The sequence below is a fragment of the Vibrio sp. ArtGut-C1 genome, from assembly GCF_002105475.1.
Classification (GTDB): domain Bacteria; phylum Pseudomonadota; class Gammaproteobacteria; order Enterobacterales; family Vibrionaceae; genus Vibrio; species Vibrio diabolicus.
On sequence record NZ_NCTH01000018.1, the window covers coordinates 62,188 to 81,578 of the forward strand.

11 protein-coding genes are annotated in these 19,391 nt (G+C 44.1%); 2 read left to right on the top strand and 9 right to left on the bottom strand.

The window, feature by feature from the left end:
• Positions 1 to 6: 6 nt before the first annotated feature.
• The 6 genes from B7360_RS15695 to B7360_RS15720 form a co-directional block, all read right to left on the bottom strand.
• Positions 7 to 951 (bottom strand): hypothetical protein, encoded by a 945-nt coding sequence (locus B7360_RS15695; RefSeq protein WP_085343949.1) that lies wholly within the window; start codon positions 949 to 951, stop codon positions 7 to 9.
• Entirely contained in the window at positions 944 to 1,936 is a 993-nt protein-coding gene (locus tag B7360_RS15700) for a DUF2169 domain-containing protein (protein ID WP_085343950.1), read from the bottom strand. The genes B7360_RS15695 and B7360_RS15700 overlap by 8 nt, the downstream gene beginning before the upstream one ends.
• Positions 1,917 to 3,236, bottom strand: a complete 1,320-nt coding sequence (locus tag B7360_RS15705) for a hypothetical protein (RefSeq protein ID WP_085343951.1) — start codon at positions 3,234 to 3,236, stop codon at positions 1,917 to 1,919. The genes B7360_RS15700 and B7360_RS15705 overlap by 20 nt, the downstream gene beginning before the upstream one ends.
• Before the next feature lie 111 nt (positions 3,237 to 3,347).
• Positions 3,348 to 3,830, bottom strand: a complete 483-nt coding sequence (locus B7360_RS15710) for a hypothetical protein (RefSeq protein WP_005392644.1) — start codon at positions 3,828 to 3,830, stop codon at positions 3,348 to 3,350.
• Between the two features lie 2 nt (positions 3,831 to 3,832).
• On the bottom strand, positions 3,833 to 5,911 hold the full coding sequence (gene tssI / locus B7360_RS15715) for a type VI secretion system tip protein VgrG (protein ID WP_085343952.1): 2,079 nt from the start codon (positions 5,909 to 5,911) through the stop codon (positions 3,833 to 3,835).
• Positions 5,912 to 5,983: 72 nt separating this feature from the next.
• On the bottom strand, positions 5,984 to 6,502 hold the full coding sequence (locus tag B7360_RS15720; RefSeq protein ID WP_005373415.1) for an Hcp family type VI secretion system effector: 519 nt from the start codon (positions 6,500 to 6,502) through the stop codon (positions 5,984 to 5,986).
• Positions 6,503 to 6,959: 457 nt separating this feature from the next.
• On the opposite strand from B7360_RS15720, the gene tssH reads away from it, so the two are divergent.
• Together tssH and B7360_RS15730 are read left to right on the top strand one after the other, a co-directional pair.
• Positions 6,960 to 9,638 carry a type VI secretion system ATPase TssH gene (tssH, locus tag B7360_RS15725; protein WP_085343968.1) on the top strand — a complete coding sequence of 893 codons (2,679 nt, stop codon included), beginning with the start codon at positions 6,960 to 6,962 and terminating at the stop codon, positions 9,636 to 9,638.
• Positions 9,625 to 11,256: a sigma-54-dependent Fis family transcriptional regulator gene (locus tag B7360_RS15730; protein ID WP_085343953.1), complete on the top strand. Its 1,632-nt coding sequence runs from the start codon at positions 9,625 to 9,627 to the stop codon at positions 11,254 to 11,256. The genes tssH and B7360_RS15730 overlap by 14 nt, the downstream gene beginning before the upstream one ends.
• Before the next feature lie 105 nt (positions 11,257 to 11,361).
• On the opposite strand, the gene B7360_RS15735 is transcribed toward B7360_RS15730, so the two are convergent.
• Genes B7360_RS15735 through B7360_RS15745 form a run of 3 tightly spaced genes read right to left on the bottom strand, consistent with a single transcriptional unit; the run spans position 11,362 to position 18,950 of the window.
• The gene (locus B7360_RS15735) at positions 11,362 to 16,140 is read right to left on the bottom strand and encodes an OmpA family protein (RefSeq protein ID WP_085343954.1); all 4,779 of its coding nucleotides are present in this window, start codon (positions 16,138 to 16,140) and stop codon (positions 11,362 to 11,364) included.
• Positions 16,137 to 17,252 carry a hypothetical protein gene (locus tag B7360_RS15740; RefSeq protein WP_085343955.1) on the bottom strand — a complete coding sequence of 372 codons (1,116 nt, stop codon included), beginning with the start codon at positions 17,250 to 17,252 and terminating at the stop codon, positions 16,137 to 16,139. Before B7360_RS15740 ends, B7360_RS15735 begins: the two co-directional genes overlap by 4 nt.
• A gap of 3 nt (positions 17,253 to 17,255) precedes the next feature.
• On the bottom strand, positions 17,256 to 18,950 hold the full coding sequence (locus B7360_RS15745; RefSeq protein WP_085343956.1) for a hypothetical protein: 1,695 nt from the start codon (positions 18,948 to 18,950) through the stop codon (positions 17,256 to 17,258).
• Positions 18,951 to 19,391 lie beyond the last annotated feature (441 nt).

Below are 19,391 nucleotides of genomic sequence, written 5' to 3' on the forward strand. Positions count from 1 at the left end.
TGCCTACTAACATTGCAGCAACTGGAGAATCCCCTTGTCACCATGAAAGTCAAACATTAACAACGTGGTTGGTTGTCTAAAATGGCGACCTCTGACCGCAAAGGCGATTAAGGCTAGAGAAGAGCAACTGCCCAACGTGCCCCACAATTCGTTAATAAGCTGCGGTTGTTCTGGATTCGTGAACCGTTCTGCTTTAGCCCCCAGAGCAAAGCCGTAATCTTCCGTGTGCATGCGAAGGTTCGTCATATCGGAATACACTTCACCAAATAAATCGAGCTTTTTACTCGCACGTTGAACAAGTCGAAACATACCTCTTCGGTCTGAAGTATTTAATTCCGTATCAATATAGCCAAGTTGCGCTTGAGGCTTAAGTTTCAATGTCTCTATGGTATTTCTACGGCAAAGAATTAAACCTGCCCCACCCTCGCTCGGAATAACGCCCCATGGATTATTCGTACTCATTACCATCGCATCGTCGATGAGTGTTTGCATCGAATTCACCAAGGAATCGACACTGATACACATCATGGCATCGTATTTATCCAATGATTTCATGGCCTGGAGAACGAAACTAGGCCCACTGGCATGAACGGCATTCACCACAGAGACAAATTCAGCATAGTTACTTTCACCAAGCCATTCTTGCACCTTTACTAGTGAAATAGACGCAGGCACCGCTATAAGTAACGGAATCGGCTTTAAAGAACGCGGCAATTGTTCCAACAATGAATCAAGCAAGTGGGTTATTAACTCACACGTTTTCTCAAACTGTTCCATTTCTTTGGTGTATTCGATTTTTGCGTAAGTAAAACGCTCGATACCATCATCCCCTACACATTGGTCGAATCTTCCTAAATCAGCATACGAAACTGCACTGGCAATATCTAAATTCATACCGGTTGGCGTCATCACTTCCATACCTAGCACGTAACGGCCTGTTGAATTATGCATGCTCACTTACCTCTTCCAACTTAGTGATCGATGTCGACACCAACAAATGCTCTTTACCCTGACAAGGAAACGCAGCGGTGTAACTGATTGATATGGTTTTCTTTTCAGCATCCACGAATAAGGTGTACATCGCCATATCGGCTTGGTAGCTGTTGTCTTTGAACGTCGCGATTGCGCGATATTTCTCTTTAGGAATTCGGAATGAAAGCGTGTCATCATGGCAGAAGCCACTCATCATCAAACGCTCTCCTCCACGAAGGAAGCCTTTGCACTGTTGATCAATAGGCGCGCTTTGGAAGAAACGCTTATCAAAATCGAGTGGCAACATTGGCTTGCGGTTCTCAATCCAATCGTCATCGAACGTGCCGGCCAGCTTCTGGCGCGACTCAAAGAAAGGAGGCACGGGCCCGAAACCCGCAACACGTAGTTTTTTCGCGGTGGCACTCCAGTCCTCTCGAGGATAAAAAACCGAGGGCACTTTCTGCTCAAGCAACTCTTTGTTGGAATCGGCAATACCACCGCCAATTCGGTTGCGTAAATCACCACCAATCGCGCAAGTGTAATCAATGTCTTTTTCAATAAATGGGACTGGGTTACTCAGCGTGATACTGCCAGCATGCTCAACCCATACGCGTTCCCCGTGAATAGCGAGACTCTTATCGATATGACCATCAATCAGCACACGACACTCTTGGTATGTCACTGGCTTTTTCGCGTAGCTGCGCGCTTTGCCGTAAACAAGTACATCTGTGTTGTCTTTAGTATACGCGAACTCATGGTCAACTTTCATCGCAGAGAAGCCTTCTTCGCCCAAATATTGGGGATCATCGAAGATTTCACTTTCACCTAATTCGTGCCAAACCACACCATCGAACTGCCATGTGCGTTTGGCGACCACAACCCAGACTTCATCGCCGTTTTCGTCACGTTGAAAACGACCTTTAAGTGATAGCTCAGGGTGCGCCTCAATATCCCATAACTGCATTGCTATTCCTTAAGTTGAATCGTTCGCTCGCAGAAGGTGCGGCCTTTAAATTGTTAAAGTTCCAGTCTTGTTGATGAGTCGGCATTGCCATATCCCAAGGCACGTAGGCTCTGGATTGAATACAGAGTTGACGCCATAGCCAATCGCGGAACAGCACATCAACGTTAGCATCTTGCATCGCAGCTAACGTAGACTCGAAGCTCAATGCGTAACCCAAGCGGCTTGGTAGATTTTGGATATATTTTTCATCTTCCACCCACTCATTGAGAAGATCGACGATATCTTCCCATTCATACTCGACACCAGCATCTTGCGGAGTCAGAGGAAGAAGTTTTCCGTAGACGACATACAAGGCTTGAAGCCAAATTTCACCCTCCGCTTCCTCCAGACTTTCCAAGTGCTCGATGATTGGGGGCATCAACTTCCAATCACCACTCAGAGCAAAATCAACAGGTGCTAATGGAGAAGAGATATCAAACGCCTCAAACTCTTTTAACTCAAGCAACTTGGCATAAGTGAGCACTTGCGCTGATGGTAATCCACTTGGTTCGATGCCAAAGCTCTGACGGAACCAAGTGCCTCTGTCACGTTTGGTAATCAAGCGTTCAAATAGATATTGTTCGCTGCCTTCATTGTCATTAAGCCAATCAATCCCCTCTTTCACGTCTTGTAAAGCGAGTAGTGGCAAAGCAACATGAGAGCTAATGATGCTGGCTTTGTTCCAGCGCTTGATGAGAGAGACGCTTAGTGTTTGACGTACACGTAAGCATTCAAAGTAAAACGCACTGGATGTCGCATTACCCTCAATAAGCTCCGAAAGCGTGCTATCCATAGATTCAACCGGAGATTGCACGGCAACGACCATTGCAGTTTTAGCGTCAATATCTTCGAGCAAACTCAGTCCACACAAAAGGTTATCAAGATCTGAACCTAGCTCTCCTTGTAACATGAGCCAGATATAGATTTCTGGCTCTTTGCTTCTTAATTGATGGAGTAAGCCCGGCGCTAATCGATAAAACGACAAGTACACCTGCTCCAGTTCTTCAATTTGGCGTTCGATCAGTTTGAGATACTCCAACTCACGACTTGGATAACCCCTTTTGTGAATTTGAACTCGCTGCCTGATTAAAAACCCGATACTTTCAGAAGCAATGGACAGCTTTTCATTACAGAAATCCAGCCATGTTACTGGCAACTGGGAAAGGTCATTCACAGCGCGCTCAGCTTTTGCTAACGCGCCTTCGACTTCTTGATTGGTTATGGGTGCCTTTAGGTGCTCGGCACCGATTCTTTGTCGCATCTAGTTGTCCGTTATTAGCGTGCCATAACGCGATTGCAATTAGTTAACTCGAAGTAATTAGCTCAGTCGGCGTGACTTGTTAACACAAAACCATTAGCTAACGCGATGTAACTAGTTAATTGCGATCGTTCCGCCTTGAATTTTTTGTGCTTTTTCTGCTTGAGAAGTGACGTACTTCGCTTTAGTGGTAATTCGTCCATCGCGCCCGCTATAGCGAGTTTCTGTCTCACCACTTTTGACTACCAACTCTTGTTCTGTCTCGATAACCATCTTCTTCGCTCGCAATACAAACTCATCAGAGTCATCCAGAATGGAGAAAAAAATGTCCGTCACAAGAGGCAAGCTTAAGTCGTCGTTCAAAAACTCAATTCGACAACTTAATCGATTATCGATAGCCATTTGCAGTTCAGAACGACGAAAGCCACGTCCTAGTCTCGCAGTGAGTGGCTGCTTAAATGGGTTACCATCAAAATCAACTCGCACACTGCCCGTAGACTCATTGATAGCCACTATTATTCCAAAACGCGAAAAGCAAGCCGTTGATTCGGCTTGCTGCTCTGATATTACTTCTGTTGTAAGAGGTTGTTTTTCCATTGTTAGTTAACCACTACGTTGCCACCTTTCACGACGACTTTGTCACTGCCTTCGATCGTAATAGCCGAGCCTGATAACTTTATTGAACCATCACTGTTCATCACTAAAGAGGAACCACCCGTTTTCAATACAATCTTGTCGCCACTGATAATTTGCGTCGCACCATCGGCTTTATAAGCGGTGTTACCTTTCACTGATACCGTTAAGTTGCCACCAACCGTCTGGTTATCATCCGCACCAATGTCTGAACTCTTAGATGCACCGATAGTAAGGTTACTGTTTTCACCAATATCTAAATCATCATTTTTACCGATCTTAGTCGTACGGTTATCACCAATTTCTAAGTCAGAATTGTTTTTCACATACTGAGCTTCATTCGCGTTGTATGTGACGGTAACGTCTTGCTCGACTGTCTCGGTAAACATACTGTTTACTTGTGTCGTTTTATGCCCATGAATGGTTTCTTTATGGTCACCGTGAACTTCATTCGTTTGGTGACGTGCAACCTTTAAGAATTCATCTTGACCGATATCACGGTAACGGTTGTTGAGCACCTTGGTCGACATGTCTTTTTGAGCGTGAATATAGACTTCTTCTTGGTTCGCTTCGTCTTCAAAACTCAACTCGTTGTAACCTGTTCCTTTGTGCGTTTGCGTGCGGAACGTGGTACGAGTTTTGTTTTCTGGCAAAGAGTACGGTGGGAAATGCAAACCGTTGTAAACTGCGCCCGTAACTAACGGACGATCTGGATCCCCCTCAAGGAAAGTCACTACGACTTCATGGCCAATACGCGGCAAGTACACTGCGCCCCAAGTTGGCGCCGCCATGGATTGGCTTACGCGGATCCAGCAACTTGAATGTTCATCGTTATCGCCATAGCGATCCCAATGGAACTGTACTTTCACTCGACCAAGTTTGTCGGTGTAAATCTCTTCACCTTCTGGTCCTACAACGACCGCCGTTTGAGGGCCATCAACCACTGGTGCTGCTAGTTTAGGCGCTTTAAAAACCACATCACGTGGAATACATGAGAACTGGTTGTAGTAAGTGGTTGGCATACCACTCGCTTCATCTTCATGCACTTGCGGATCTTGCCCTGTGTGCATTACAGACAACATGAGGTAATCGCGGTTAATCTCAGAACGTGGGTGGTCACTGACGTTAAAGCTGTAACCAGATGCTAAGCGCATTACGTCACTCGTTGCTTCCACTTGTTGATTATCGACTATGTGTTCCGACATCCACTCCGTGGTTCTCACTTGGCCCATCAGCGGGTCAACGTATCGTCCAGGATAATCAAACTGCTTGAGATCTTGGTCGAGCTCGCCAGCCTGTGTCATCTCTTGTGGAATTTTAGGGTGTTCGTAGTTGTAATCTGTGTACGTAACCTGTCCCGTTCTAACGCGGTTAACTAACTCGAGATCAGAGATATGTTCGCGATCGGCAACACCGCCACCATCGGCATGATAAACAATCGGCCCAATGTATGAAGCATTTAGTGGTGAGCTTATCAAAGGTGCAATCGCGTCATTACTGTCGACAATGACCATCGTATGATTTGAATCGCTATGGTCAAAGTAATACCACATACCGTGTTCAGCCATCATGCGCTGCACGAAGTGCAAGTCAGACTCACGATATTGCAGAACGTATTCTTTTGGAGGATAAGTACCCGACACTTCAAATCGGTAATCGGTGACTGCCCCATCATCGAGTACTTCTGTGATGATGTCTTGCGCTGACTTTTGCTGGAAAATACGACAATCTTGGCGCTGAGATAAGAACCAAGCTTGAGGAACTAAAACTAATTGATAACGCGAAAAACGACGTCCAGTCCCTAAGTAACGAACTTCATTCACCACGCCGTTGAACACACGCGCAGCCCCAACACCTTGTCCGTAAAGTGTCAATGTTCCAGCTTTACGTATTAACTCATCGAACGAGATATCTGGATCAAGTGAAAGTAATGAGAGATTGATGTGGAAAGGCTTAGATAACTCTTCATGAACATGAAAGCTCTCAACCCGAAATTCATGCCCACATCCAGGCACTTCAAATTTAAATTTTACGTCATTCACCATATCTTTTACCTGATACAAATAATCGAATTAGGGCCAACAATCGTTGGCCCTGAATCTTTACGCGACGAGCAATTAAGCTTCGCGTGGAGCACGCCAGTCGTCGTTACCCGCAGTACCACAGTTTTCGTGAGTTACTTCGATCGCACGGTAAGTGAACTTAAGCACTTCTTCTGTCACACGGTCAGCTGTTGCTGCGTCTTGACAGTGGTTCATACGAGTTTGGATATCGACAAGTAGCGCATCAATCAATTTGATTGAGTAGTAGTGCTCTTGTTTACCTTGAACTGAAGTACGGTAGAAGCGGATCACACACTCAGGAAGTTTTTCGCCAGATACTAATGCGTTGAATAGTAGTGGAGATGAGCGATCTTGAACTTTAGTTACAACAAGTGGACGGTGTACACGTTGACCAGTTGGCTGACCACTTTGTGGATCACGTGGAACAGTTAGCACGTGATCAAGTTCTTGTACTAGGAACTCATCAACGTGAGCTTCTTGCCATGTGTTACCTACTGAATCTGCAGAGTAAGTATCTTTAGTAATATGGCCTTGAGTCTCACCTTGGATAGACATATATGCTGGAGTTGGCATCGCTATTTCCTTTTCTAAAATCTGTTTTGTTTAAATCACCAAATCGCTTATCACCGCGACTACTTGGTATAATCAAAGTCCGTGCCAACTTTAAAAAAAACAACAAAAACAAATACTTAAACAAATCAAGGCATTATTCACTAATATCTTGAGTACAATTTATTGGATAAAAAACCAAAAAGTTGAATTAAGATAATAATAAATTGTTCTAATTTTAAAAAGTGAAAATAACCATATAAAACTGTGTAAATAAAGTCATTAAAACCAATAAATCCGACACTTTTACTATCAATTAATTTAGAATAACAACGTCATTAAAATAACCACAAACATTAATGTCACAATAATCATTAAAAATAACCAACAAACGATAGTCAAAATATCTTGATAAAAAAAGAACGCAATCACTTTTAGTATAATAGCCGCTACCTCTTTTCCTCTAAAGAATAAAATGGCTATGATAAATATAAACCTTTCTTCATTAATTCAGCGTCTACACCCGATTGCAAAAGTAGCATTAGAAGACGCCGCTGCACTTGCAGTCTCTGAAAAAGCAAACGAAGTTCAAATTGAGCATTATTTACTGAGTCTATTAGAAAGGCCAAATAGTGATTTTGACGTCTTATTGAGTCATTTTGATTGTTCTGAGAACTTATTAAGACAATCGGTTCGATCCACACTCGACACCAACGCCAAAGGAAATGGCAGCAAACCTGTTTTTTCTGCTTTATTAATCGAATGGTTGCAAGAAAGCTGGCTGGTTTCTTCTTTAGATCTATCCGAAACACAAATCCGCTCTGGTGCCTTACTCCTTACTCTTGTTAGCAACCCTCTCCGTTACGGCCAACATGGTTACGCCTCTATCCTTGAAGCGGTAAACCCTGACAGCCTTAAGCGTAACTTTGCAGAGCTAACAAGCCACTCTATTGAGGCGCAAGTTGCTACTTCAGAGAAAACACAAGCTCGTGAAGATGGTTCAGCACTGAGCAAGTTCACTACAGACTTCACTGGTAAAGCACGCAAAGGCGAAATCGATCCTGTTTTCTGCCGCGACCAAGAAATCCGCCAAATCGTGGACATTCTTGCTCGTCGCCGTAAAAACAACCCTATTGCTGTTGGTGAACCGGGCGTTGGTAAAACCGCAGTAGTAGAAGGTTTGGCACTTAAGATTGTACAAGGTGACGTACCAGACAACCTCAAAGGTGTTGAGCTTTACGGCCTGGACATGGGTCTTATGCAAGCTGGTGCAAGCGTAAAAGGCGAATTCGAAAAACGCCTAAACGCAGTATTGGATGAAGTGAAAAACTCACCAACTCCAATCATTCTATTCATCGATGAAGCACACACCCTTGTTGGCGGTGGTAACCAAGCAGGCGGCAGCGACGCGGCAAACTTGCTAAAACCAGCCCTAGCGCGTGGCGAAGTGAAAACCATCGCTGCGACAACATGGTCGGAATACAAGAAGTACTTCGAGAAAGATCCTGCTCTTGCGCGTCGTTTCCAATTGGTGAAACTCGACGAACCGTCTCCTGAACAAGCAGCATTGATCATTCGTGGTCTGCGCCCAGCGTACGAGAAGTCACACAACGTTTACGTGCGTGATGACGCCATCACTGCTGCGGCAGCGCTTTCTGCTCGTTACATCTCTGGCCGTCAACTGCCAGACAAAGCGATCGATGTACTAGATACGGCGTGTGCACGAGTGAACATCAGCCTTAATGCCATTCCTGCTTCTGTTGAGACTCTGCAGCAAGAACTTGCAGCTCAACAGCGCGAGCTAGAAGCACTTGAGCGTGATGCTCTGCAGCAAACTGGCGACAAGCACAGCCTTGTTAACATTCCAGACCTAAAACTGGCAATGGAAACAACAAAAGAAGAGCTAGCTGAACAAGAAGCCCAATGGCACAAAGAAAAAGAGCAGATCCAAGAGATGATTGCGCTACGCTCTCGCTTGCATGAACTGGTCTTTGGCGAAACAAATGAAGAAGAGCTTGCTGCAGACGAAGATTCAGAACAAGAGCAAGACGTTTCTCCATATGCAGAAATGAATGAAGAAGCGGTTCGCATTGCGATTTCAGCCTGCCAAGAACAGTTAGACGCAATCCGCAATGGCAACCCACTGGTTCACTTTGAAGTGGGTCCAGATGAAGTCAGCCATGTGATCTCAGACTGGACTGGTATTCCAATGGGTAAGATGCTTCAAGACGAAGCAGAAACCACGCTAAAACTGAAAGAAAGCCTAACACAAAGCATCAAAGGCCAAGAATACGCTATTGATGCACTGTCTGAAGGTATTCAAACCGCAAAAGCCGGCCTAGGTAACCCAGACGCACCGACAGGCGTATTCCTGCTGGTTGGCCCAAGTGGTGTGGGTAAAACCGAGACAGCTCGTGCGATTGCTGATCAAATGTTTGGTGGTGAGCGCTTTATGACGACCATTAACATGTCTGAGTTCCAAGAGAAGCACACGGTATCTCGCCTAATCGGTTCACCTCCGGGTTACGTAGGTTACGGTGAAGGCGGCATGCTGACAGAAGCGGTACGTCAGCGTCCATATTCTGTTGTACTTCTTGATGAAGTTGAAAAAGCCGACCCTGAAGTGTTGAACCTGTTCTACCAAGTGTTCGACAAAGGCACGCTGAACGACGGCGAAGGCCGCACAATCGACTTCAAGAACACGCTGATCATCATGACCAGTAACCTTGCGACGCATGAGATCGAATCTTTGGTTCATCAATCCAAAGACATCGATGCGAACATCATCGCAGAAGCTATTCGCCCTACTTTGAACCAACACTTCAAGCCAGCGCTGTTGGCACGTATGTCAGTACTACCATTTGTTCCGCTGTCTGATGAAGCAATGACAGAAATTATTCACCACAAACTGAACAAAGTTTCTCAGCGTCTACAGAGCCATCACAAGTTGTCCCTGAGCTACGAAGAAAGCTTGGTTGAGTTCGTACTAGGTAACTGTCGCCTTGCTGAAACGGGCGCGCGTAACATCGACGCGGTCATCAACCGTCAGTTGCTGCCGCAACTATCGACTCAGCTATTAGTGCATGACAAGGATGATTCACATACGCAAATCGAAGTGTCTGTCGATGAGCAAGGAACACTAAACTATGCGTTCAGCTAACCATAGCGAACTTAGTAACGCCCTACTTGCGATCAGTCAGTCTTTGGCTGATCGCAGCCAGCTTACCCAAACCTTGGATGCCGTGTTGACCGCTGCGAGACAAATGACCCTCGCAAAGCACGGCATCATTTACGTTTTGGACCAGACTGGGCAGGCGTTGATTCCAAGTACCGCTCACCATAACGATAAAACAATCGTTTCCCACCCTTGGGAAGCATTGCAGTTAGACTCAGCCAGTGAAAACGACCCATTTAACTTTGCCATTCGTAATGGTGAAGTGGTGTTGATTAACGAGTTGTATAAGTACAACGGCTATGACTGCGAAAGCATCTATCAAACTGAGCAGACACTGGGATTAAAAAGCGAGAACTTACTGGCTTGGCCTTTGATTGATAGCGAAAGCAAAACCATTGGGCTGTTAGTCTTACTCGATTTGAACGTCATCGACAACGAGGCAGCCTTGACGGAGTTTTGTCGAATGGCCGCGAGTAATATTCGCCAAGCTGTGTGGTTAGAGCAATATGGGCAAGTGATTAAAAATCTCAATGCCGACAATCAAGCCCTAGTGCGCGAGAACACTCAGCTCAAAAAACGTACTCAGAAAGCCTATCAAGGTCCTATTGCAGAGAGCGAAGAAATGCTCAATGTCTTGAATCGTCTTGATAAGGTGCTATCTCTTCCTGTCGACGTTCTGTTGCGTGGTGAAACGGGCGCTGGTAAAGAGGTGATCGCAAAATACATTCACGAAAACTCTAATCGTTCAGAACAACCTTTGATCGTACAGAACTGTGCCGCAATCCCAGAGCAGTTATTAGAGTCAGAACTCTTTGGCCATAAGAAAGGCTCATTCACTGGCGCGGACAAAGACAAAGTCGGTTTGTTTGAAGCCGCCAACGGCGGCACGCTTTTCCTAGATGAAATTGGCGATATGCCAATGCTACTACAAGCGAAGTTACTGCGTGTACTGCAAGAGCGTAAAGTTCGCCCTATCGGTACCAGCAAAGAGATTGAAGTGGACGTTCGCGTTATCGCGGCAACACACTGTAACCTTATGCAGCAGATTAAAGATGGCGGATTCCGTGCCGACTTGTTCTATCGCTTGAATGTGTTCCCTATTACATTACCACCACTGCGAGCACGCAAGTCGGATATTATTCCCCTTGCTGAGCATTTCGTGCAACACACCACCAACACGCTAGGTTTGCCGCAAGCGCCAGGGTTAAGTGCCAACGTACGTAAACAGCTCCTTGCCTACCAATACCCAGGGAACGTGCGTGAGCTTAAGAACATCATCGAGCGCTCGGTGCTACTGTCCGATTTTGAAACCATTACTCACATAGAGTTTGGCGAACAAATCCCAGAAGATGTACCAAGTATCGACATGAAAGCAGCCTCTCCTACCCCAGACCAACCTGCTTACGAGCGGCAGGCACAAGCGGATTTAGAAGACGCTTCAAAGAGCCTTAAGGACGTCGTTAGCCAATACGAGCGTACAGTGATCATCGATTGCTTAAATGCGTGTAATTGGCACACCAAGAAGGCCGCCGAGCAATTGGCACTTCCAATGAGCACTCTCAACCATAAGATGAAGAAATACGACATTTCTGCAGCTGGTTAAGCGAGAAGCGAGAAGCGAGAAGCGAGAAGCGAGAAGCGAGAAGCGAGAAAACTTTACTTCAGTTTCCGTTGGTAAGAGAAGAAAAACCGCCCGAAGGCGGTTTTTTTATATTGATTCTTGCTGCGGAGCACTAACATTCATTGGTTCTTTCACAATCCAATCCTCGATCCATGCTTTTCGTTTCACTGGGTTGTTCGCTAACTCTTTTTGCCAGTAGAGAAAAGCCGAATCATTCATTCGAGAAGCATCTCCTTCAATCTCCATCCAAGGCACACCTTCCACACTGTATTTTTGACCACCAGGCAAAGACAATTTCTGAGACTGCTTTATAGGGTACTCCCCTACACCGGGGGCAAGCCCCGTTTGCGATAGTGATGATACGGAAATATGCACCGGTAAGAACTCTGCTTTTTTCTTGTCTACTATAGGACCAAATGGCCTTAAAGTAGGCACTCGTCGTCCCGTAGGAGAGGTGTATCTAAGCTCAAACTTAACAATATGCAGCGTTCTACGGTCATTAAATGGGTCTAGGTATCGATTTGGAGCGTCCTTGACTTTCGTCTGAAACTCTTGAACGAAAGAGGCTAGATCCGATGTAATCTCAGTATCAGCCTCAGTGAAACTCACCTCTTTAATTTCTACTTTTGCATAAGGAGAAGGGACTTCTTTCTTATAAGTGTACTCGCCTACTTCAAGCAATGAACCAAAGAAACTTGGCCCTTCAGTCGTATCTTTTGAAAACATCGATTCTTGCTCTTCAATCGACAAAGATAACCGCATTGGCACCCGATAGCCCTCTCCCATCATGCGCTTATATGTCTCTTTTTCGCCCCCTTCGGAAAGTAAAGCGACATATATAGTGACTGGCTTGTCATTGGACCAATCAAGCACGGAGGATTTTGGTGCTTTGTCATCGAACCACTCAAAACCACTCCCTTTCGAAACAGCACTAAAGCTCGAAACATCACCTTTTAGATACGGAGCAATACCTTCAGTTTTTTTAGCAGAAGCACTTTTAACAAACTCTTCGATTAGTAAATCATATTCGTTAATCACTACTTGCCTATTCGCCAGACCGTCGTATAGAACAAGTGGTAAACCATCAACCTCGACTTCTCCATCGTCATTCAGATAACACTGCTTACCATAGGTATTATTGTCATCGACACCATAGTTAAACTTGGATAACTGCTGTTCAGTACCTGCTAGAGACAACGTATTCCCATCAGCAGTGAAATAGTATTGCATTGAGCGAGCTTCTCCACTTTGTTTCCATTTATCGAAGCTTTGCATCTCGTAATTTGAGTATAAAGGCTTAAGACCTGGGATTTCATATTCGCCGAACCAATATGTTGGCTCAAATTCAACACATGTCAGATGCTCTTCAACTGCGTGTTGGTCAAAGTAACTTTTTAGCTTATCGTTGCTTCCGCACAAAGTTAGATCATCCGCTTTTCGCGGCGCCATCAAAACCTCAAAGCTTGGCCCTTTAAAGTCCCAAAGCGACCGCTCACAACAATATTGCAAAGTTGTCTTAAATATCTTCTTTTTAGATTTAGAGGCATTACTTGATAATACAATCTGTACCTTAACACGTGTAAAAGGCGTAATTCGATTGGTTTTATTTGGGGAAATCCACTCTTCAAGCGGCTTCCAAGAAACCCCATCCCCTTTACTATCAACTAGCAAACGGCTGAAGCCAATATCGTCCGATTTAATCGACTCCACGTTGTTATCGAACATTTTCGCGAAATCGGAAAAGCCATTGTCCGCATCTCCCTGATATAGACGGGCTTGTACTGGGAAGCCTTTATTGAACTCCCCTTGAATGCGAGCTCTCTTTAACAAAGGTGACAATTGTGGCGAATGTTCATTTTTCCAAGATTGAGCAAAAGCACGGGCAGCACTTACACCTGACTTATCATCCCTAACTCGTTGTATCCAATTCTGAGCCATGGTGTTATAGCTACTTAACGGTGCCTCCCAGTTATCATTGATAACATAAACATCGATGTAATCCTTAACTCGATATTCCTCAAGCAACCCTTGCAACTTAGAAACATTAGGGTTCCAAAGCGAAATTCGAGCAAGCAGTTCCACGAGCCCATTAAGCGCAAGAGCACGGAGTAAAAATCGTTTCTGCAACTCTTGCACCGTTTCTTTATTCTTCAGGTGAGATTCAACTTCATCACGTGTTTTTATCTCACTACGCTCAATCGTTACCTCTAGATCTCTGTACTGTTGAAGAACTCGAATATGGATTTTACCCAACTGGTTTAGTTGGTCGATATTCTGATAACGTCCTTTAAAGTCAGAATAGGCTTTTTCAGTAATGAGCTCGTCCAGCACAGATAGCGTGCAGTCTGCGAGTTCTGCTCCCGACCTTAGGTACAAAATGCCCGCAGCAAGCGGAGCTAACGGTGTAAACATCGCAAACCCGTTAAGAGTCGTTAACACCGCCGCGATTTGCGCCTTCTGCGTATCATCTAAGCCAACATCCAGCGCCTGCTTCAACTGACGTGCTTTCTCTAATTCCACCATACCACTGCGGCTTGGTGGTAAAACAACTTGATAGTTAGGAATAATCAATCGAACTTCAACTCGTCGATCTAAGGCGGCAGGCGCACTGTCTCCGGTCTGCGACATATCACTCTTGGTACTATCAGCCGTGATCGGCTGAGTATTGCCATAAGATGCTGTGTAAACCCTTTCTTCCAAGCTAGAGTCAATGGAAATAATCGCGTTAGTAACAGTCTTTGCACGTTTAGCCGCCACAAGATCGTTCGCATCAGAAGAACCAATCCTACCCGCATGCCCCTCTATCGAAAGCTTATAGCTCGGATTATCCAGCATCAATTGCGCCAAATTCTGGCACACTTGTTTAATATCTGTTCTCAGCTTGCCGTGCTCATTGCCATATTGCCATTCGTTGAACTTAAAATTGATGTGAATCGCCAACCCTTGGCGATCCTCAACTATGTGAGCTATCGACTCACCATTACTACCATTGATGAGGTTTTTAGCGTCATCCAACGCTTGTGCCCATTCTTGATATGCCTTAATAACCGAAATAGATTGAAGGTAGCTTTGAGATACCGCATCGAAATCTTCTTTGGCTTCAAGAGATTTCTTCTCAAGCTCGTTTTCTTTTTGTACTAAATCGTACAAATCGACTAGGCTAGAACCAGATTCAAGAATTGGAAATGCGCGATTCATCTTCTCCATAACGGAGCCATTAAACCATGACCTCGCGAGCCGTGTTGAGTTCTCACTGAATGTACCCGTGATCAAGCTAGCCTTTATCACATCTAGTTCGCGTTTAATAAAGGATATATTCATTCCGCTCTTGCGAAACGCCAAGGCTGCCGCCTGATTAAAATCGAGTCCTTGGTTAGCAAATGTTATCGCTTTGGCTAATTCTTTACGGCTTTCCTTAAACGCTGAAAAGCCAAAAGCAAGTGCAACGCTGCTAGTCATTAAATCAGGCAATTTTTGTTGCTCAATGTCCGACCAGATGCCTTTAGCTACACTGAACATTGTCTCTTTCAGGTTTTCTGAAAATGGATTCCCTCCCATCAGAAAACCTTCGCCTAAACTTTCCGCGTTCTTTTTGATTGCTGACGCTAAACCGAATGTATTGACACCTGTCCCAGAGAGAGGGACGGATTTACCAGTTTTTGTCATCAACTCGCTGTAATTGGAGGGTAATGCTTGGGGGTACTGATAAAACAAACATTCTTCAAGAGAGATCATGTCACCGCACACAATAGCAAGTTTTCCATAACCGCTGATTGATTTAAACGTTACCTTTTCGTTCAGTTCGTAGGTATAACAATCCTGATCTGCTACGCCAGTAACCGCTGACGATTTATTACGTTCAAATCGAAGTCGTCCAGACTTGATAACTTCAGGAACTTTATTTTGAAGACGTTCGTTCGCTTTTAAATAATCTTTAACAAAGAATTGAACTCTAAGTCCGTAGAAGCCATCCCCGACAACAAATTCTTGCTCGTCGTTTAGGGAATCTACCATCGATTTGTCTATTACAGAGGGCAAATTAAATGTTACAGACGGAAGCGTGTTGTTAAAGTCCTCAGAGCTTCTATCCTCACCAACATAAAATGGCAGCCTAACGATATCACGTGCAATTACAACTTCTGTTTCTTGCTGAGTATCACTCAAGGTATCTGCGTACTTTAGTAAAGACACTTCCGCACCAACATAAACATCGCTGCTAAATACAATACTGATTGTATTTACAGTAGGAACAACAAAACCTTCAATAAACTCAACACCAGACGACTGGATGTCTGCATACCATTGGTTGTAGTTCTTCTCCTCTTGTGTAAGCCACTGCCCATGTTCATCGTCATATGGCCTTGCAAGTTGTTTTACTGAAATTTTTGACGGTTTAAAAAGCCTGGAGTTATTGTTCCGAGGACTCATTTTGGTGTAAAGGGATTTTACGCGTTCCTTAATTTGAGTAATAGAGGATGAACTTTGTGCCAGTTGACCAATTAAATTAGTGGATGGAAATAGCATCTCATAACTTTGATCATCATCAATAGTTGTTAGTGGGCTATTTTGGCGAAGAAGTACTTGCGGTTTACCTTCTATGGCTTCACTTAAGTACGACACCTTACATAGCCTGCCATATTGATCACTTCCCCAAAACCTAGGCAAAGTTAAAGAGTCTTGAGATAGTGCATCTATTAGTATTGGGGTAAAAGAGATCGGTCTAACATTTTTTAACTGAGTGTCACCAGTCAAATCACTCTCTTGGTTCCAATCGGAAAAGACAACGTTTCGATCTTTATCTCTGCTTCTTTGATAAGTTGCGCCTAAGAGGTATAACGACCTATCGTAAGTATGCAAGTCACTCATCGCGAAACTCCTTTAAACCACAAGCCATCATTCGCCAAGCCATTGTACAGGCTCATATTTGAGTCAACGCCTATTTCGCCAGTACCCAATGCATACCATTGCCAAGTTTGTTTTTTCTCGCGATCAACTACTGATATGTAAGACACTCTGTCACGCGCGCTAAATCGAGCACCTGCCCCTAAAATGAGAGCCCTTAAGAAATCATCTTCTGCTGCGAACTTTTTAACGTTGTTGTTTTTAATATCAAAGAAGAAATCGTATTTACTATTTTCTCCCCAAGCGTAATGACCATCAGGACTTATCGAACGAAATTTCATTAAGATGTCGCTATCCGGTAATCTATCAACGAAGTCGATATAGCTTCTTTCTTTAGTTTCTAAGTCTATTTTTACTAATCCGTAATCATTAAGTGTGATCAACTGATTGTCTTTCATAACAGCAGCAGGACCAATCCCAAAATCAATTGGTTCTATTTTTCCTGTTTCAGAATCCCAACGCGCATTATAAGCATCAATTTTCTGCCCAGGCATTGTGTGAAAATATAGAAAACGGCTATCCTCCGACCAAACCATACCAGGATAGCCCCCTCCAAGTAATTTAGTTGTCACTCCTGTTTCTAAATCGTATACGTACTTACCGGTACCACTGTCAATCCATGAAACGTAACGTAAATTAGGAGAGCGTCGAATTAGCACAACCCCATATCCAACGGTATCTTCTACGACTAAACGTAAATCTGTACCATCTGTCTTCATGCTCCAAATTTTCAAGTTCACTTTGTCTTCATCATTAGCCCACGCAAATTGAAAACGCGGCAGGTCATAAGAGCTAGCGTCGCTGATATCTTCCTTGGGCCATTCATCTGAATTAAAGACATAGTATTTAGGAAACTGACCCGGCATAGGTTTTATTTTGTCATCGGATACCCAATTCTCATTGGTGACTGCCGATTCCATTACGTAGTAGTTTTGCTCGCCGACATAAACGCGATCTGGGTGTTTTTCTTGCTCTGTTTGCGCAGAACTCGAAACAGGGGAAGCACTCTGTTGAGATTGGTCATTACAACCAATGATTGCTAAGCCTAATAACGTGATTAGTAGTGTTTTTTTCATTTTTTAGCCTAATAAATCCGTAACTTTTACTTTTTCGCGCAACTTAAACGTTTCGGGAGTTTCATTCCCTCGTGATGCATGAGCCCCCCTTAAAATATCGACTTCTTTAACCTTTTCAGGCCAGCCACTAAATCGTAAATTTAGGTAACCATCATCATCAGCAGTGGCACACCTGAAGTAAGCTTTTTGTGACCATCCATGTTCTTCATTTTGTAACATAAAATAATCATCGGGCTGATCGGTGGAGCCAAGGACTCGATAGCGTAATATGATCTCGCTTCCAGGAGGCGGTATGTTTACTGCCGCGACATTACAATTGTTCTGCTCATTAACGACCGCCTTCACTTTTTGACTTTCAGATAACGTTGGTAACTTAAAAACCGTTTGTAGAGTAAAACCTTTAGAGCTGCTGTAATCCGACATCTCGGATAGTGAAATTGCCATCGATTGATAGTTACTCTCTAACTCAGAGACAGCACCATCACTCAAGGCTTGAGACGAGTAATACAGATACACATCTTGGCATTCGCCTTTAACTTTGTATGGTAGCCAGATATGAGGCAGCGGATAGCCCAACACTTCATCACTCGGCGCACCAGAGGCCTTCATGGGGCTAGGATGTGTTGAAATCATCAATTGCTCATGTTCAAAACCTGCAAACTTGATCTCGACCTCCTCAGCAACCAAGCTAAACACTCTTGCCTGCTCATTGATGTCTAATTCACCGCTAAATACTTCTACCCCATCTTGCAAAATTGAGAATGGTTCAAATGCAACGTTCTCACCGGGAAACAATGAAGAGCCATCAATATTGACATGTCTTGTCTCCGTTGTTTTTTTTCGGCTACTGCTTATGTCTACATCTGCAAAATAACCATTGCTAGTCACTTGCAACTCACGCCAGACTTCTCCTTTCCAAATAACGTAAAAACACCCTGATGTGTAGCCATCCCATGAAGAACCCGATTTGTATAGAGGAACCACAGGCACCAACACGTTATCCCACTCATCCATCTGAGTATCTTTATCAACGGGTTGCAGGTCTTCGGCGAGTTTAAGCAGGATTGGCTGAGGCTGGTCAGTACATGGGATTTTGATATAAAGCGTTTTGCCCTCAGCCTCGAGATCTTTAAATGTCGCGAGGCTGCGGTGTTTATTTTCTGTATCGGCCTTGCCTACAGTAACTTTTTCTTTTTGAGCTTCGGTTTTTCCCAACATCAAACATGCCGCGTTGCTAGACCACTGCCCTGCAAACTCGACAACGATTTTTTGATCTGGACTTGGCTCAGAGGGGACATGCGTGTAACTACGAACTAAAGCAACATCTTCGGTAACCTGCTTGTATCCTGCTTTAAAAGCTTTGCTTTCATTCGAAGCAGATACAGAGTCAACTAGTGTTTTAAGTCTAGGGAAGCTTTGCAGCTGAGAGTCCGTCAATGGCGACCGACGAGCAACGGTAGATAATGACACCCAATTGCCTTTTCCCAATTCGATTCTTATAGCAGCTAGCAATGCGCTGGTCGTTTTTTTGGCAGAGATGGAAATCTTTTGCGCCAATTCTTTAGGGAGGTTTCTAAGGATGTCATCTGAATTTCGCAAACGCGAAAGCTGTCCTATACACTCGTCCGGTGTAAGAACATAAGATAGCTCGTTGGAGGATAGCTTCGAGCTAGGTATAAATTTGCAAACTAAATGCATTTGAATTCTCCACAACCAACATCGTAAATATGGCTGCGGTGACAATTAAGCTGATAAGGCTTACAAGTACGATTTGGTCTGCGTATCCTACTTACTTAGCCATTTATTTTCAACGAGATAGAAAAATCACCCAAATTCAAAAACACCAAACAAATGGTGATTTTTACTATCAAAACATGCGATTTAACCACAATAAAAGCCAGTAACATCACCCACTTTGTCAAAATGGTAAAATCTTACTCTCTAAAAAAATTTAATTTATGGACTGAAGTTAACAAAAATCGTAATAACGTGAGCTTGAGGTAAGCGCTCGGAAAGTCAGAAGCTGATGAGATGCCCTCCTCAGCAACAAACAACAAATTGACTGTTACTGAGGAAGTTTAAATAAAAAGGTGAGCGCATTACGCACTCACAAAAGTAACTGCTCTGAAGCTTGCTAGG

Excerpts from the sequence above, each read along its gene's own strand:
- B7360_RS15740 (WP_085343955.1), bottom strand. The coding sequence starts at position 17,252 with ATGAAAAAAACACTACTAATCACGTTATTAGGCTTAGCAATCATTGGT.
- B7360_RS15735 (WP_085343954.1), bottom strand. The coding sequence starts at position 16,140 with ATGAGTGACTTGCATACTTACGATAGGTCGTTATACCTCTTAGGCGCA.
- B7360_RS15720 (WP_005373415.1), bottom strand. The coding sequence starts at position 6,502 with ATGCCAACTCCAGCATATATGTCTATCCAAGGTGAGACTCAAGGCCAT.
- B7360_RS15695 (WP_085343949.1), bottom strand. The coding sequence starts at position 951 with ATGCATAATTCAACAGGCCGTTACGTGCTAGGTATGGAAGTGATGACG.
- tssH (WP_085343968.1), top strand. The coding sequence starts at position 6,960 with ATGATAAATATAAACCTTTCTTCATTAATTCAGCGTCTACACCCGATT.
- B7360_RS15705 (WP_085343951.1), bottom strand. The coding sequence starts at position 3,236 with ATGCGACAAAGAATCGGTGCCGAGCACCTAAAGGCACCCATAACCAAT.
- B7360_RS15700 (WP_085343950.1), bottom strand. The coding sequence starts at position 1,936 with ATGCAGTTATGGGATATTGAGGCGCACCCTGAGCTATCACTTAAAGGT.
- B7360_RS15730 (WP_085343953.1), top strand. The coding sequence starts at position 9,625 with ATGCGTTCAGCTAACCATAGCGAACTTAGTAACGCCCTACTTGCGATC.
- B7360_RS15745 (WP_085343956.1), bottom strand. The coding sequence starts at position 18,950 with ATGCATTTAGTTTGCAAATTTATACCTAGCTCGAAGCTATCCTCCAAC.
- tssI (WP_085343952.1), bottom strand. The coding sequence starts at position 5,911 with ATGGTGAATGACGTAAAATTTAAATTTGAAGTGCCTGGATGTGGGCAT.
- B7360_RS15710 (WP_005392644.1), bottom strand. The coding sequence starts at position 3,830 with ATGGAAAAACAACCTCTTACAACAGAAGTAATATCAGAGCAGCAAGCC.